Here is a 15,331-nt window from a genome sequence, read left to right on the forward strand (position 1 = left end):
ATGCCGATCCAGAAGGTCCTGATCGCCAATCGCGGCGAGATCGCGCTGCGCATCCATCGCGCCTGCCACGAGATGGGCATCCAGACGGTGGCGGTGCATTCCACCGCCGATGCCGATGCCATGCATGTGCGCCTGGCGGACCATGCCGTGTGCATCGGGCCGCCGGCGGCGAGCGAAAGCTATCTCAACATCCCCAACATCATCGCCGCCGCCGAAATCTCCGGGGCGGACGCGATCCATCCGGGCTATGGCTTTCTTTCGGAAAACGCCAAGTTCGCCGAGATCGTCGAGGCGCATGATCTGATCTTCATCGGGCCCAAGCCCGAGCATATCCGCACCATGGGCGACAAGATCGAGGCCAAGGCGACCGCCGCCCGGCTCGGCCTGCCATTGGTGCCCGGCTCCGACGGGCCGCTGACCTCGCTCGACGAGGCCAAGCGCGTCGCCGCCGAGATCGGCTATCCCGTGCTCATCAAGGCCGCCTCGGGCGGCGGCGGGCGCGGCATGAAGGTGGTGCCGGAAGAAAGCCAGCTCGAAAGCCTGATGGCGCAGGCCGGCAGCGAGGCCAAGGCCGCCTTTGGCGACGCCACCGTCTATATGGAAAAATATCTGGCGGACCCCCGCCATATCGAATTCCAGGTGTTCGGCGACGGGCGCGGCAACGCCATCCATCTCGGCGAGCGCGACTGTTCGCTCCAGCGCCGCCACCAGAAGGTGCTGGAGGAGGCGCCCTCTCCCGTCATCTCGATGGCGCAGCGCGAGGAGATGGGCGCCACCGTCGCCCGGGCCATGGCCGAGATGGGCTATCGCGGCGCCGGCACGATCGAATTCCTCTACGAGGATGGCCGCTTCTACTTCATCGAGATGAATACGCGGCTGCAGGTCGAGCATCCGGTCACCGAGATGGTCACCGGGCTCGATCTGGTGCGCGAGCAGATCCGCGTCGCCGATGGCTATCTGCTCACGCTCAGCCAGGACGAGGTCGAGTTTCGCGGCCATGCCATCGAATGCCGCATCAATGCCGAGCATCCGCGCAGCTTCGCCCCCTCGCCGGGGCTGGTGAAGGGCTATCACGCCCCGGGCGGCATGAATGTGCGCGTCGATAGCGGCCTCTATGCCGGCTATCGCGTGCCGCCTTACTATGATTCGATGGTCGCCAAGCTGATCGTCTGGGGCCATAGCCGCGAAGGCGCGCTGCGCCGGCTGCGCCGCGCGCTCGAGGAATTCGTGATCGACGGGATCACGACGACGATCCCGCTGCACCAGGCGCTGCTCGACGATCCCGAGTTCCAGGACGGCGACTATACCATCAAATGGCTGGAGCGGTGGCTGGCCGAGCAGGAGCCCGACCAGGGCTGAGCCGCCGGCCATGCGCTTATGAGAGCCCCGCGCCGAGCGATCGACGCGGGACTTTTCATGTCGGAACGGCACCCCGCGGCGGGCGCGCCTCAGCTTTGCGGACCGCCGCCGCTCATGCTGTCGGGATCGGGCTGCTCGGTCTCGCCGGCGCCGCCGCCGCCCGCCCCGGCGCCCGAACCGCGCGCGGCGCCGGTCTTGAAATCGGCGGGCTCGCCGGCCTCCTCGACAAAGGGATCGTCGCCGCCATGGCCCTGGCGCGGCCCGCGCCGGCGCTCCGCCGTGCTGCCCACGGGCGTGGCGTCGGTGCGTTCGGGGCGCGGCGGGGCGATGCCGGGGCCATCCTGCCGCTCGCCCTCGGGCGCGCCCGGCACATAGGGCGCCACCGCCTCGTCCGCCTCGGGCGCGCGGCCCGCGGCCTGGTTCTGATCCTGGTCGGCCATGTCTGTCTCCTCTCGCGTCGCGAGGAACAACGCGACAGGGCCGCCGCCGTGCCGCCCGCCGCGCGCCAGGCCGGCGCGCGGCGGCGCGGGATCACGATTGGAGCGCGGCGACCCCCGGCAGCGTCTTGCCTTCCATCCACTCCAGAAAGGCGCCGCCGGCGGTGGAGACGAAGGTGAAGCCGTCCGCCACCCCCGCCTGGTTGAGCGCGGCGACGGTATCGCCCCCGCCCGCCACCGAGATCAGGCTGCCATCCTGGGTGAGCGCGGCGGCGGTGCGCGCCAGGCTCACCGTGGCGGCGTCGAAGGGCGGCGTCTCGAAGGCGCCGAGCGGCCCGTTCCACACCAGGGTGCGGCAGGTCTTGAGCACATCGGCCAGCGCCTCGACCGCGCTCGGCCCGACATCGAGGATCATCTCATCCTCGGCCACCTCATGCACATTGACGGTGCGCACCGGCGGATTGGCGCGGAATTCCTTGGCCACCACCACGTCATAGGGCAGGTGGACGGTGCAGTTCGCCGCCTCGGCCGCTTCCAAGATCGCCAGGGCGGTCGGCGCCAGATCATGCTCGCACAGCGATTTGCCCACCTTCACGCCCCGCGCGGCGAGGAAGGTATTGGCCATGCCGCCGCCGATGATGAGATGATCCACCCGCGCCACGAGATGCTTGAGCACATCGAGCTTGGTCGAGACCTTGGCGCCGCCGACCACCGCCGCCACCGGATGCTCGGGCGAGCCGAGCGCCTTTTCGAGCGCCTCCAGCTCGGCCTGCATCGCGCGGCCGGCATAGGCCGGCAGATGATGCGCCAGCCCCTCGGTGGAGGCATGGGCGCGGTGCGCGGCGGAGAAGGCATCGTTCACATAGACGGTGCCGAGCCGCGCCATAGCCTGCGCCAGCGCCGGATCATTCTTCTCCTCGCCGGCGTGGAAGCGGGTATTCTCCAGCACCGCGATGCTGCCCGGCGCGAGCGCCGCGACCGCCGCCTCGGCGTCCGCGCCCTGGCAATCGGGGATGAAGCTCACCTCGCGCCCCAGCACATGCGCCAGCGGCTGGGTGACCAGCGCGAGGCTCATATCCGGTCGCTTCTCGCCCTTGGGCCGGCCGAAATGCGCCAGCACCAGCACCACCGCGCCCTTGTCGGCCAGTTCGGCAATGGTCGGCGCCGCCGCGCGCAGCCGCGTGTCGTCCGTCACCCGCGCGCCGTCCATCGGCACGTTGAGATCCTCGCGCACCAGCACGCGCGTGCCGCGCAGCGCGCCGAGATCGTCCAGCGTCTTGAAAGCCGTCATATCGCCTCCCGATAATCCGCGTGTATCAGCCGCACCTCATCGCCGAGCGCGATCGCGCCCGGCTCGACCACCCGCAGCGTGCGGCCGCCGCGCCAGCCGGGGCGCAGCGCCGCCTCCAGCCCGGGCGCCACCGCCTCCATCCGCCGGCAGGGATCGCATTCGCCGGTAATCTCGAGCAGCGCGGCGCCGATCCGCACCAGCGCGCCCGGCGCGCGCGGCAGCGAACCCTCGATCAGCAGATTGGCGCGGCGCAGCGACCAGTCGATCTCCGCCCCGCCCAGCGCCTCGAGCGCCGCCCGCCAATCGGCGGCGAGCAGCGCCGTCACCTGGCGGCGGCCGGCGGCGCGCGGCCTGCGCACGCCCCGGCAATCGCCCGCCAGGCCGGTGGCGAGGCCGATCTCGCCCGCCGCCATGCACAGCATCGGCCCGCGCGGCCGCGCCTTGCGCGCGATGCCGAGCAGGCGTCCGCGCATCAGAGCGTCTTGGCGATCGCGCCGGCGGTGTCGACCATCCGGTTCGAGAAGCCCCATTCATTGTCGTACCAGGAGAGGATGCGCACCAGCTTGCCCTCGAGCACCGCCGTCTCGAGGCTGTCGACCGTCGACGAGGCCGGCGCGCCGTTGAGATCGATCGAGACGAGCGGCTCGTCGGTATAATCGAGCACGCCCTTCATCGGCCCCTCGGCGGCGGCCTTGAGCAGGGCGTTGACCTCCTCCTTGCTGGTGTCGCGCTTGGGGGTGAAGGTGAGATCGATCATCGAGACGTTGGGCGTGGGCACGCGCACCGCCGATCCGTCCAGCTTGCCCTTCAGCTCGGGCAGCACCTCGCCCACCGCCCGCGCGGCGCCGGTGGTGGTGGGGATCATCGACATCGCCGCCGCCCGGGCGCGGCGCGGATCCTTGTGGATCTGGTCGAGGATCTTCTGGTCGTTGGTGTAGCTGTGCACCGTTGTCATCAGGCCGCGCTCGATGCCGATCGCGTCGTTCATCACCTTGGCCACCGGCGCGAGGCAGTTGGTGGTGCAGGAGGCGTTGGACAGGATGCTGTGCTCGGCGGTGATCTTGTCGTGGTTGACGCCGTAGACGACGGTCAGGTCCACGCCCTTGGCCGGCGCCGAGATCAGCACGCGCTTGGCGCCCGCCGCGAGATGCTTGCCGGCCGATTCGCGATCGGTGAAGAAGCCGGTGCACTCGAGCGCGATGTCGATGCCGAGATCCTTATGCGGCAGATTGGCCGGATCGCGCTGCGCGGTGACGAGGATGCGCGTGCCGTCGACGATCATATAGTCGCCCTCGGCGGTGACGCTGCCCTTCCAGCTGCCATGGATCGAATCCCGCTTGAACAAAGCGGCATTGGCCTTGGTGTCCGCGAGATCGTTGATCGCCACCAGCTCGAGGCCGCACTCGGGCCGCTCCAGGATCGCGCGCGCGACGAGCCGACCGATGCGGCCGAAGCCGTTGATCGCAACCTTGACCGCCATGTTCCGTGACTCCCATCGCAGGGTTTGAGACTGGCGCCCATGTGTCGCGCGGGGGCGGGCGCGTCAACTCTCGCAGGGCGCGAATCGCCAGCGCCTTGCCCGGCGCCCGCGCCATGCTATGCCAGGCGCCATGGCGGACACGCGCTTCGATCAGGCCCTTTCCCGCATCGAGGCGGCGCTTGCCCGGCTCGAACAGCTCGCCGCCTCCGTGCCGCAGGACGCGGCGGAGGCCGAGGCCCGCCATGCGGCGCTGCGCAGCGGCGCGGGCGAGGCGCTCGCCCGGCTCGACCAGCTGATCGCGGCGCGCGGCGGCTGATGGCGGACGTTCCGATCGAGGTGGGCGGCCGCGCCTATACGCTGGCCTGCCGCGAGGGCGAGCAGGATCGCGTCCGGCTGCTGGCGCGGCTGGTCGATTCCCGCCTCACCGAGGCGCGGCGCGCGGTCGGGCGCGGGCAGGAGGCACGCGAGCTGCTGCTCGCCGCCATGCTGCTGGCGGACGAGCTGGACGAGCAGCGCACCGCCTCCGCCGGGATCAGAATCGAAGGCGAAGCGCGGCTCGCCGCGCTGGAACGCTGCGCCGTCCGTCTCGAGGCGCTTGTCGCGGCCCTTGAGAAGCCGGCGCCGGCATCCTAGATCGGCCTTGGTGGGTACTGCCCGGTGCGAGCTGTAGCGATTATCCCTGAGGCGATTCCACATCCATGGGGGTCGTCCCTGGCCGGACCCTGGTCCGTGCTACATGGCTCCCACCTGACGTTGACGGCGTCAGAGGATATTCCGGCAAACGGCCATGGCGGTCCCACCACCCTTGGCTGAGGCCAATCCCGAAAAGCCGGCGCTGCGCCGCGCCGCCCGCGCCGCGCGCCGGGCCTTTCTCCAGAGCCTCGCCGCGCCCGATCGCCACGCGCGGGAGGAGGCGCTCCGGGCGCGGCTGGCGCCTTTGCTCGCCGCGCCGGGGCCGATCGCCGGCTATGTCGCGCATCGCGGCGAACCCGATATCCTGCCCTTCCTGCATCGCGCCCACGCCGCCGGCCATGCCATCGCGCTGCCGCGGATCGAGGATGGCGTGATGCGCTTCGTCGCCTACGCGCCCGATCGGCCGCTCGCCCCGGGCCATGCCGGCATCGCCGAGCCTCCACCCGCCGCCACCGTCCGCCCCGCCCGGCTGCTGATGCCGCTGCTCGCCTTCGATCGGCAGGGGCATCGCCTCGGCCAGGGCGGCGGCTTCTACGATCGCTGGCTCGCCGCCCATCCCGCTCCCGCCCGCATCGGCATTGCGTGGCGCGTGCAGGAGAGCGCCGGGCTTCCCGTCGACCCCTGGGACGCCGCGCTGACCGCGATTGTCACCGAAGAGGAATGGATCGCCTGCCCATGATCGCGCCCCCGCCCGCGCCCAGCTGGCGCAAGCCCGCCGGTGCCTTTCTGATCCTGCTGCTGATCGCGCTCTGGCTGGGGCTGGTGGTCCAGGTCGCGGGCCCGGTGGCGCGGCTCCATTGGGCGGCGCAGGCGCTGTTCTACGCGGCGGCCGGGCTCGCCTGGATCTGGCTGCTGCCGCTGCGCCGGCTGCTGCGCTGGATGGAAACGGGCCGCTGGCGCTGATCGGCGCCGGCGCGGATCAGCGATCCGAAAAGGCCATCGCCCGGGCGGCGGATTGATTGCGGAGGGGAAGAAGAAGCCCGGATGAGGCGCCCCCCACTCTCCGTGGAGAGTGGCGCGAGTGACGGGGCTCGAACCCGCGACCTCCGGCGTGACAGGCCGGCGCTCTAACCAACTGAGCTACACCCGCGCATTTCTTGGCGCCCCCGTTGCCGGGGTGGGCGCGCTCTACGGGGCTCCCCCGCCCCTGTCAAGCGACCCATGCACATCCTCGCGCACATTCTTGTCGCTGCCGCCGAGCGTGCCCGACTCGAACAGAAAGCCGGCGATGTCGGGGCGTCCGGCGGCGTCCAGCACGGTCCGCGCGATGATGAGCAGCGGCACCGCCAGCACCGCGCCGGACACGCCCCACACCCAGCTCCAGAAGCTCAGCGCCACCAGGATCAGCAGCGGATTGATCAGCAGCCGCCGGCCGACGATGAGCGGCGTGACGATGTTGGCCTCCACCAGATGCAGGCCGATGAAGATCGTCGCCGGCATCGCCGCCGCCCAGGGCTCGGCGAAGGTCATGATGCCGCCGAGCGCGAGCAGGCAGGCCGCCGCGATCGGCCCGAGATAGGGCACATAGTTCAGCAGCGCGACCATGCCGCCCCACATCAGCGGCGTCGGCAGGCCCAAGGCATGGACCGCGCCCGCCACCACCAGCCCGAGCGTCACGTTGATGACGGTGATGGTGGCGATGTAGCTGGAGGTGGCGTCCACCACATCCTGGATCACGCGCGCCAGCGTCATCGCCGAGGAAAAGCTGGAGCGGCGCATGATCGTGTGCCGCCGCATGTTCGACCAGCCGGCGAGGAAGAAGAAGATCACCAGCATCACGAACACGAACTGGATGATCGCGAAGGGCGCCGCCGTGGTGAGCAGCGAGAGCAGCGAATTGGGCGTTTCCAGCGTCACCGTGCGGGCGTGGCGCGCGGCCTTGGCGATCGCGATCGTCGCCGCCATGTCGTCGATCGATTTGTTGAGGCTGGCATAGATTTCCACCAGCGGGCGCACCGTGGTCTTGATGCGGCCGATGCGCTCGGGCACCAGCGACACCCAGTTGCTGGCCGGCACCACGATCGCCGCGATCGCCATATTGGCGATGCCGAGGAAGAAGAGCAGGCAGGTGAAGGCGGCCAGGCCCGAGGGCAGGCCGCGCCGTTCCAGCCATTCCAGCAGCGGCACCAGCGCCACCGCCACCACCAGCGCCGCCGTGACGGGCAGGAAGAATTCGGCGCCCGCGCGCAGCGCGAAGGGCAGAGCGATGGCCAGCCCCACGCCCATCACCAGCGCGATCGCGGCGAGCAGCCGGTCGCGATGATAGCCGCCGGGCCAGACCAGATCCTCGATCCGGCCGGCCGGCGCCGGCGGTGGCGCCGCCGGTGTCGGCGTCGGTGCCGGCGCGGCACCCAGCGGCTCGGCCCCGATCCTCTCGCCCGGATGATCCATGTCGTGCACGCGCCCGCCTTATCTGCTGCGATCGGATTCGCGTGGCGCGAAGCCGCATCCGGCGGACCTTAGCATGGCGCGCGGCGCTTGCCTCCCCGCCCGCGCAGGGGCGCGTCAGGTCGGGTCGGCGCAGCAGGTCACGCGCGTTCCGGCGGCGGCGCAGGCGGCGGCGAGGCGGGGATCGTCCAGCCGGTCGGTGACGAAATGGCCGATCTCCTCGAAGCCGCCGATCCGCACCGGCGCCGGCCGCCCCACCTTGCTGTGATCGGCGACGAGGATCACCTGCCGCGCCTGGGCGATGATGGTGCGCGCCACCTGCACCTCGTCGGTGTCGAAATCGAGCAGCGCGCCCTCGGCATCGATCGCCGAGGCCCCGATCACCGCGAAATCGACCTTGAAATTGCGGAGGAATTCCGCCGCCAGCGGGCCGATGATCGCGCGATCGGCCGCGCGCACGCGCCCGCCGACCGCGATGACCTGCCGGTCCGCGCGCCCGGACATGCGATCGATCACGTTGAGATTGTTGGAGATCACCAGCAGGTCGCGATGCTCGTCCAGGGCCTCGGCCACCGCTTCGGTGGTGGTGCCGATGGTGATGAACAGCGACGCGCCATCGGGGATCAGCGCCGCCGCCGCGCGGCCGATCGCCGCCTTGGCGCCCGCCGCCACCAGCCGCCGCTCGCCATAAGCGAGATTGTCCACGCCCGACGTCACGATCGCGCCGCCATGCACCCGCGCGAGCAGGCTCTTGCGCGCGAGGATATTGAGATCCTTGCGAATCGTCTGCGGCGTCACGGCGAGCCGCGCGGCCAGATCTTCGACATCCACCCGCCCCGCCTGGCGCGCCTGCGCCAGGATCAGCCGGTGTCGCGCGGCGACCGCCTCCATCCCCTTCCGATCGCCCGCGGCCGGCGCCGGCGCCGCGTCGCTCATGCCGCCGCCCGGCGCCGCGCCAGATAGGCCTCGATCCGCGCCGCCGCGTCCGCCGGCACGTGCAGGCCGAGCTTGCTGCGCCGCCAGAGTATATCCTCGGCGGTGCGGGCCCATTCCTCGGCGACGAGATAGTCGATCTCGGCGGCGTAGAGCCCGCCGCCGAAGTCCTCGCCAAGCGCCTCGGGCCCCGCCGCCGCCCCCAGAAGCTGGCGCGTGCGCGTGCCATAGGCGCGCGCCAGCCGCCGCAGCAGCGCGGGCGGCAGGCCGGGCCGCTCGGCGACCAGCGCCGCCACCAACCGCTCGAAGTCGTCGAAATCGCCCCCCGGCAGCACCGCGCCGGCCGTCCAGGCCGGCCCGGCTTCGGGGAAGAAGGGCGCGAGTTCGGCCAGCGCATGTTCGGCCAGCTTGCGGAAGGTTGTGATCTTGCCGCCGAAGATGCTGAGCAGCGGCGCCCGCCCCGCGCCCGCGTCGAGATCGAGCACATAGTCGCGCGTCACCGCCGAGGCGCTGGCGGCATGATCGTCATAGAGCGGTCGGATGCCGGCATAGCTCCACACGACCTGCGCGGGCGTGATCGGCCGCGCGAAATAGCGCGCGATCGTGGCGCACAGATAGGCGGTCTCGTCCGCGCTGATCTCGGGCCGCGCGGGCGCCGCGTCCCAGGGCTCGTCGGTGGTGCCGACCAGCGTATAGTCGCCCTCATAGGGGATGGCGAAGACGACGCGCTTGTCCGGATTCTGGAGCAGAAAGGCGTGGGCGCCCTCGTACAGCTTGGGCACCACGATATGGCTGCCCTTGACGAGCCGCACGCCACGCTCGTTCGGCGCCTGGCCGAGCCGGCCGAGCAGATCCACCACCCAGGGCCCGGCGGCGTTGACGATCGCCCGCGCCTCCACCCGGCGGCGCACCCCGCCCTGCTCGATCTCGGCCGCCCAGCCCGCGCCCGCGCGCGCCGCGCGCACCAGGCTGGTGCGGGTGCGGATATCGGCGCCCCGCGCGGCGGCATCGGCGGCGTTGAGCGCGACCAGCCGGCTGTCCTCGACCCAGCAGTCGGAATAGACGAAGGCGCGCCCCGCATCGGGCCGCAGCCCGTCGCCCATCGCGTCGCGATCGAGATCGACCGCGCGCGTCGCGGGCAGTTTCCGGCGGCCGCCGAGATGATCGTAGAGGAACAGGCCGAGCCGCACCATCCAGGCCGGACGCGGCGAATGCGCCTGCGGCAGCACGAATTCCAGCGGCCAGATGATGTGCGGCGCCATGCCCCACAGCCGCTCGCGCTCGATCAGCGCCTCGCGCACCAGCCGGAATTCGCCATATTCCAGATAGCGCAGGCCGCCATGGATCAGCTTGGTACTGGCCGAGGAGGTGTGGCCGGCCAGATCGTCGCGCTCCACCAGCAGCACCGACAGGCCGCGCCCCGCCGCGTCGCGCGCAATGCCGGCGCCGTTGATCCCGCCGCCGACGATGAGGAGATCCACCGTCTCCGCCTGATCGCTCGCCATAGCTGTTCGCGCTTTCGTTTCTCTTTCGGGTGAAACCAAATATAGGCGCGGTCGGTTCCCGGCGAAAGGCTTGACCTTCGCTCGAAAGAGGGGGAGGCTCGGTCCGGATAAGAGAGGCCGGACAAGAGAGGATGGCGCCGGGCATGGACCGCACGCTGATGGGCGAGCTGATTTCCGAACTGATCGCGATGGCGATCATCATGACGCTCGGCAATTCCGCCGCCGCCATGATCACCCTCTATGATCCGAGCCCCTATGCGCAGGCCTATTGGGGCGTGTGCATCGCCTGGGGCCTCGCCGTCACCATCGCCATCTATGTCACGGGCGCGGTCTCGGGGACGCACGCCAACCCCGCCGTCACGCTCGCGCTGGTGCTGTTCCGCGGCTTTCCGGCGCGCAAGGCGCCGCTCTACATGGCGGCGCAGGTCGCGGGCGCCTTTATCGGCGCGGCGCTGGTGTACCAGATGTTCCAGCCGGTGATCGATCACTACACCGCGCTCCACCATCTGCCCCGCACGCAGGGCGGCGCGGCCGGCGTCTTCTTCACCCATCCGGGCGAGGGCATCACCAGGATCCATGCCTTCTGGGACGAGGTGATCCTCACCGCCATCCTGCTGCTCGGCATCTTCGCCATCACCGAGGAATTCAACACCTCGGCGCCCATGGCCAATGCCAGCGCGCTGATCATCGGCCTGCTGGTCGCCTGTATCGGCGCCTCGGCGGGCTATCTGGAGGCCTGGCCGATCAACCCCGCGCGCGATCTCGGGCCGCGTCTCTTCTGCTGGCTCGCCGGCTGGGGCGCGGCGGCCCTGCCCGCGCCGGATCATTATTGGTGGGTGCCGATCGTCGGCCCCTTCACCGGCGGCGTCGTCGGCGCCGCCTTGTATCAGTTCGCCGTCCGGCCCTTCCTGCCGGGCCGCGCCCTGCCGCCAGAGGAGGCCGCATGACCCGCCCGACCCATATTCTCGCGATCGATCAGGGCACCACCTCCACGCGCAGCATCGTCTTTTCCGACGCGGCGCGCGCGGTCGCGACCGCGCAGACCGAATTTCCGCAACATTATCCCCGCCGCGGCTGGGTGGAGCATGATCCCGAGGATATCTGGCGCGATACGCTGGCCACCGCGCGCGAGGCGATCGCGGCGTCAGGCGTCGGCGTGGCCGGGCTCGCCGGCATCGGCATCACCAACCAGCGCGAAACCGTGGTGGTGTGGGAGCGCGCGACCGGCAAGCCGATCTACAACGCGATCGTCTGGCAGGACCGCCGCACCGCCGCCACCTGCCAGGCGCTCAAGGCCGAGGGCGCCGAGGCGCTGGTGCGCGCGCGCACCGGCCTGCTGCTCGATCCCTATTTCTCGGGCACCAAGCTCGCCTGGATCCTGAACGAGGTGGCGGGCGCCCGCGCCGCCGCCGAACGCGGCGACCTCGCCTTCGGCACGATCGACAGCTTCCTCCTGTGGCGGCTCACCGGCGGCAAGGTCCACGCCACCGATGTCACCAATGCCGGGCGCACCCTGCTCTACGATATCCGCCGCCAATGCTGGGACGAGGAGCTGTGCCGTCTGCTCGGCGTGCCGCTCGCCATGCTGCCCGAGGTGCATGACAATGCGCATGTCTTCGGCACCACCGAGGCCGGGCTGTTCGGCGCGCCGCTGCCGGTGGCGGGCATGGCGGGGGATCAGCAGGCGGCGCTGTTCGGCCAGGCCTGTTTCGAGCCCGGCATGGCCAAATCCACCTATGGCACGGGCTGCTTCATGCTGCTCAACACCGGCGAGGAGGCGCTGGCATCGGATCATCGCCTGCTCACCACCCCCGCGTACAGGCTCGACGGCCGCATGACCTATGCGCTCGAAGGATCGATCTTCGTCGCCGGCGCGGCGGTGAAATGGCTGCGCGACGGCATCGGCGTCATCACCCATGCCAGCCAGACCAACGATATGGCGACGCAGGTGCCCGACAGCCACGGCGTCTATATGGTCCCGGCCTTTGTCGGGCTGGGCGCGCCGCACTGGGATCCGGAAGCGCGCGGCGCCATTTTCGGCCTCACCTTCGGCGCCAGCGCCGCGCATCTCGCCCGCGCCGCGCTCGAGGCGGTGGGCTATCAGACGCTCGATCTCGCCGAGGCGATGATCGCCGATGGCGGCCAGGCGCCCGCGATCATGCGCGTGGATGGCGGCATGGCCGCCAATGACTGGCTCTGCCAATTCCTGGCCGACATGCTCGAAACCCCGGTGGAACGCCCTGTCCATCTCGAAACCACCGCGCTCGGCGCGGCCTTCCATGCCGGGCTCGCCACCGGCGTCTGGGCCGATCAGGCGGCGCTGGCGCGGACCTGGACGCGCGGCCAATGCTTCGAGCCCGCCATGGGCCGCGACATGCGCGCCACGCTGATCGCGGGCTGGCGCGAGGCCCTCGGGAAAACCCTTAGCCACAGCTGAGGATCGCGTAGGCCTTTGGCGAGTTACCTCCCCGGCTTGGCACAGGCCGGCGCATTCGCCGCGTGATTTCGCTTATCACGCGGCCGTCGCGCGCCTACAGCGCCCGGCCGCGTCGAAGCGACGCCAGGAGACAGACTTGCTGATTGCCCGACGGGATTATGATGCGCTGGTGTCGTTCGCGCTGATCTGCGCCTTCGCGCTGGCGCTGCTCACCATCGGCCGCCAGCCGCCGCCGGCGCGGCACGGCGTCGCGCCGAGCGCGCTTGCCGGCGCGCCCGCCGCGGCCCCCGCCGGCGCGCTGCTGCCGCCGCCGCCCGCGGTCGAGCCGATCGACTATGCGGCGATGAGCGCGGACGAAGCGCGCGCCTATAATGCCGGCATCCCCTTTGTCGCGAACGGGCTCGAGGCGGCGCGGCCCTTCATCTACACGGGCAGCCCGGCCGATCGCGCCGCCGCGCGCGCCTGCCTCGCGGCCGCCATGCTCTATGAAGCGGGCGATGATCGCACCGGCGAGCGCGCGGTCGGCCAGGTCGTGCTCAACCGCCTTCGCCACCCCGCCTTCCCGAAGACGGTGTGCGGCGTCGTCTTCCAGGGGGCCGAGCGCAGCACCGGCTGCCAATTCACCTTCACCTGCGACGGGGCGCTGGAGCGGCCGCCGCTCGCCGCCGCCTGGGCGCGCGCCAGCGCGCTCGCCGATGCCGCCCTGTCCGGCTCGGTGGATCGCGATGTCGGCCTCGCCACCCATTACCACGCCAATTATGTCGTGCCCTATTGGCGCGGCAGCCTCGATAAGATCGCCGGGGTCGGCGCGCACATCTTCTACCGGTGGACGGGCTGGTGGGGCACGCGCGGCGCCTTTGCCGGGCGGCTCCAGCCGCTCGAGCCGATCGACGCGCGTCTGGTCGCGCTGGCCGGGCCGGGCGTGCTGCCGGGGCCGCAGCCGGGCGATCCGCTCGCCACGCCGGGCGATGCGCCCGCCACCGCCACCGCCACCGCCGCCGCGCCGCCGCCGCCGCCGCCCAGCGCCGATCTCGAGGTGGAGGGCGTGCCGCGGCGCATGCTGCGCGGCGCGATCGTGCGGCTGAAGGACGAGCAGGCCTCGCAGTTCGTCGTCCAGCTGCCCGCCGACGCGCATCCCAACAGCTTCGCCATGACCGGCTTCTCGATCTGCGCCGATCGGCCCGACTGTCTCGTGATGGGCTGGACCGAGCAGGCCGATCTGCCGCGCGCGCTGCCGGTGATGCCGATCGACCAGCGCCGCATGGCCTTCACCTACCGCAAGAGCAGCGCGCTCGGCATCGCCCAGCCGCGCTGGGATTGCAGCCGCTTCGTCCGCGCCGCGGCGGGCGAATGCCTCCCCGGAACGGGACGATGAGCCGAACGCCCGCGCATTCGCCCTTGCCGCGCCCGGCGCCGGGGGCCATGGCGCGGCCGATCACCCTCATTCCGGCATCGAAAGCATAGACGCATGCAGCAGGCCCGACGCATCCTCAAGCTCCGCCCCGGATCGGGCGATGGCGCGACGCCGGCCGATCCCCGCCAGCTCATCACCCGCGCGATCGGCCGGCGGACGCGGGTGGAGGCGGTGTACAACCGGATGCGCATCGATCTGGCGCCGCACATCCTCTACACCAAGCATGACGAGGCCTATGTCGATGGCGTCGTGCTGATGCGCGAGGGCCAGCCGCCGCGCGAGCTTAAGCTCGGCAGCTTCAAGCTTTCGGGCCTGGCCGAGCTGATCCCCACCGCGCGGCCCTTCGATCCCAGCTCGCTCTTCGATCCCAAGCTCGAGCGCTACGAGGGCACGCTCATCGCTTCGGTGACAAGTCCTCCGGAAGCGTAAGCTCGGCCGACTGGCGCAGCACCGCGCCGGCATAGGCGGCCATCGCCTGGTTGGCGGCGGGCGTCAGCGACACAAAGGCACGGCGCCGGTCACGCGGATCGGGATGACGCACCATCAGCCGGTTGTCGATCAGCGTCGAGATCCAGCGCAGCGCGGTGGTGGCGGGCACCGAGGCGGCGATGCACAGGCTGGACACGGCGACCTCGCGCCGCTCGAGCTGGGCCAGCCGCAGATCGAGCAGCATGTCCCAGGCGGCATCGGCGAACAGGCCGCGCACGAAGAAATCGTGCCGCAGCCGGCGGCGGCGGATCACGGCGCGCAGCAGCGCCATCTCTTCGGCGGGAGGAACCTCCTCCAGCACGCCGGGCGTCGCGCCGGGCACCACCAGCTGCGCCAGCGAGCGCGCCACCCGCCCCACTTCCTCGCTGAGATCGGCTAGGCGCATCGCCATCGCCTCGGCGCTGCTGTCATGCACTTCGGTGCTGCGGCGCCGGCAGGCGGCGACCAGCGCCGAGGCCATTTCGCGCGGCTCGGGATCGACCAGCAGGCTCGCCGACAGCCCCGCCTGGGTCGAGGCGAGATCGACCAGCGCGAGCGGCACCAGCACCAGCGCCTCGAAGCGCCGCTCCTGCGCGGCCCGCTCCAGCCGCGCCAGCGCCGCATCCAGCAGCGCACCATAATCGGCCTGCACGTCGACGATGACCAGCTCCGGCTGCTCGGCATCCTCGAGCTGGAGCAGCGCCTCGGCGATCGTGGCTTGGCCGATCACCTCGCCCCCCGCCTCCAGCACCGCCGCATGGAGCGTCGCCATGCGCTTCGCATTATCGCCGAGCAGCAGCGTCCGCATGCCCGATTTGCGTTCATAGAGTAGATCGACCACGCGCCTATCCATCGCTGTTCCTCCGGCGCGGCGGACGATAGCAGCGGTTGCGGGCCGGCAAATCCTGAGACGAATACGAAATCGG

Annotated in this window: 17 protein-coding genes, 1 tRNA gene and 1 other RNA gene; 10 read left to right on the top strand and 9 right to left on the bottom strand. The window is 71.0% G+C overall.

The window, feature by feature from the left end; translation table 11 throughout:
- On the top strand, positions 1-1,359 hold the full coding sequence (gene accC, locus LHA26_RS04270; protein ID WP_252167498.1) for an acetyl-CoA carboxylase biotin carboxylase subunit: 1,359 nt from the start codon (positions 1-3) through the stop codon (positions 1,357-1,359).
- Between the two features lie 89 nt (positions 1,360-1,448).
- Here accC and LHA26_RS04275 read toward each other — a convergent pair whose 3' ends face one another.
- From LHA26_RS04275 to gap, 4 genes are all read right to left on the bottom strand, one after another.
- Positions 1,449-1,799, bottom strand: coding sequence for a hypothetical protein (locus LHA26_RS04275; RefSeq protein WP_252167499.1), 351 nt, complete (start codon positions 1,797-1,799; stop codon positions 1,449-1,451).
- Between the two features lie 91 nt (positions 1,800-1,890).
- Positions 1,891-3,087, bottom strand: coding sequence for a phosphoglycerate kinase (locus LHA26_RS04280; RefSeq protein WP_252167500.1), 1,197 nt, complete (start codon positions 3,085-3,087; stop codon positions 1,891-1,893).
- Positions 3,084-3,560 (bottom strand): MOSC domain-containing protein, encoded by a 477-nt coding sequence (locus LHA26_RS04285; RefSeq protein ID WP_252167501.1) that lies wholly within the window; start codon positions 3,558-3,560, stop codon positions 3,084-3,086. Before LHA26_RS04285 ends, LHA26_RS04280 begins: the two co-directional genes overlap by 4 nt.
- Positions 3,560-4,567 (bottom strand): type I glyceraldehyde-3-phosphate dehydrogenase, encoded by a 1,008-nt coding sequence (gene gap, locus LHA26_RS04290; protein WP_252167502.1) that lies wholly within the window; start codon positions 4,565-4,567, stop codon positions 3,560-3,562. Before gap ends, LHA26_RS04285 begins: the two co-directional genes overlap by 1 nt.
- A 130-nt stretch (positions 4,568-4,697) precedes the next feature.
- On the opposite strand from gap, the gene LHA26_RS04295 reads away from it, so the two are divergent.
- The 5 genes from LHA26_RS04295 (at position 4,698) to LHA26_RS04310 (ending at position 6,163) form a co-directional block, all read left to right on the top strand.
- Entirely contained in the window at positions 4,698-4,883 is a 186-nt protein-coding gene (locus LHA26_RS04295) for a hypothetical protein (protein WP_252167503.1), read from the top strand.
- On the top strand, positions 4,883-5,200 hold the full coding sequence (locus tag LHA26_RS04300) for a cell division protein ZapA (protein WP_252167504.1): 318 nt from the start codon (positions 4,883-4,885) through the stop codon (positions 5,198-5,200). The genes LHA26_RS04295 and LHA26_RS04300 overlap by 1 nt, the downstream gene beginning before the upstream one ends.
- A gap of 11 nt (positions 5,201-5,211) precedes the next feature.
- Positions 5,212-5,368, top strand: a non-coding RNA gene (gene ssrS, locus LHA26_RS20245) — 6S RNA.
- Positions 5,369-5,372: 4 nt separating this feature from the next.
- Entirely contained in the window at positions 5,373-5,939 is a 567-nt protein-coding gene (locus tag LHA26_RS04305) for a 5-formyltetrahydrofolate cyclo-ligase (protein WP_252167505.1), read from the top strand.
- Positions 5,936-6,163: a DUF2842 domain-containing protein gene (locus LHA26_RS04310; RefSeq protein ID WP_252167506.1), complete on the top strand. Its 228-nt coding sequence runs from the start codon at positions 5,936-5,938 to the stop codon at positions 6,161-6,163. The genes LHA26_RS04305 and LHA26_RS04310 overlap by 4 nt, the downstream gene beginning before the upstream one ends.
- Positions 6,164-6,273: 110 nt before the next feature.
- Here the strand turns inward: LHA26_RS04310 and LHA26_RS04315 are convergent.
- The 4 genes from LHA26_RS04315 to LHA26_RS04330 form a co-directional block, all read right to left on the bottom strand.
- Positions 6,274-6,350: transfer RNA gene (locus LHA26_RS04315), tRNA-Asp, on the bottom strand.
- A gap of 38 nt (positions 6,351-6,388) precedes the next feature.
- A complete protein-coding gene (locus tag LHA26_RS04320; RefSeq protein WP_437441246.1) occupies positions 6,389-7,651 on the bottom strand; it encodes an AI-2E family transporter in 1,263 nt (420 codons plus the stop codon).
- A gap of 114 nt (positions 7,652-7,765) precedes the next feature.
- Positions 7,766-8,584 (bottom strand): DeoR/GlpR family DNA-binding transcription regulator, encoded by an 819-nt coding sequence (locus LHA26_RS04325; RefSeq protein ID WP_252167508.1) that lies wholly within the window; start codon positions 8,582-8,584, stop codon positions 7,766-7,768.
- Positions 8,581-10,086 carry a glycerol-3-phosphate dehydrogenase gene (locus LHA26_RS04330; protein WP_252167509.1) on the bottom strand — a complete coding sequence of 502 codons (1,506 nt, stop codon included), beginning with the start codon at positions 10,084-10,086 and terminating at the stop codon, positions 8,581-8,583. Before LHA26_RS04330 ends, LHA26_RS04325 begins: the two co-directional genes overlap by 4 nt.
- 143 nt (positions 10,087-10,229) lie before the next feature.
- Between LHA26_RS04330 and LHA26_RS04335 the strand changes: the two genes are divergently transcribed.
- The 4 genes from LHA26_RS04335 to LHA26_RS04350 all read left to right on the top strand — a co-directional run bounded on the left by LHA26_RS04335 (position 10,230) and on the right by LHA26_RS04350 (position 14,366).
- Positions 10,230-11,033: an MIP/aquaporin family protein gene (locus LHA26_RS04335; RefSeq protein WP_252167510.1), complete on the top strand. Its 804-nt coding sequence runs from the start codon at positions 10,230-10,232 to the stop codon at positions 11,031-11,033.
- Entirely contained in the window at positions 11,030-12,523 is a 1,494-nt protein-coding gene (gene glpK, locus LHA26_RS04340; RefSeq protein WP_252167511.1) for a glycerol kinase GlpK, read from the top strand. Before LHA26_RS04335 ends, glpK begins: the two co-directional genes overlap by 4 nt.
- Before the next feature lie 136 nt (positions 12,524-12,659).
- Positions 12,660-13,898: a cell wall hydrolase gene (locus tag LHA26_RS04345; RefSeq protein ID WP_252167512.1), complete on the top strand. Its 1,239-nt coding sequence runs from the start codon at positions 12,660-12,662 to the stop codon at positions 13,896-13,898.
- A gap of 93 nt (positions 13,899-13,991) precedes the next feature.
- Positions 13,992-14,366: a hypothetical protein gene (locus LHA26_RS04350; RefSeq protein ID WP_252167513.1), complete on the top strand. Its 375-nt coding sequence runs from the start codon at positions 13,992-13,994 to the stop codon at positions 14,364-14,366.
- Here LHA26_RS04350 and LHA26_RS04355 read toward each other — a convergent pair.
- Complete coding sequence (locus LHA26_RS04355; protein WP_252167514.1) at positions 14,332-15,258, bottom strand: winged helix DNA-binding protein; 927 nt, start codon at positions 15,256-15,258, stop codon at positions 14,332-14,334. The genes LHA26_RS04350 and LHA26_RS04355 overlap by 35 nt on opposite strands.
- Positions 15,259-15,331: the final 73 nt, after the last annotated feature.

The organism is Sphingomonas morindae (assembly GCF_023822065.1).
In the GTDB taxonomy this organism is placed as follows: domain Bacteria; phylum Pseudomonadota; class Alphaproteobacteria; order Sphingomonadales; family Sphingomonadaceae; genus Solisphingomonas; species Solisphingomonas morindae.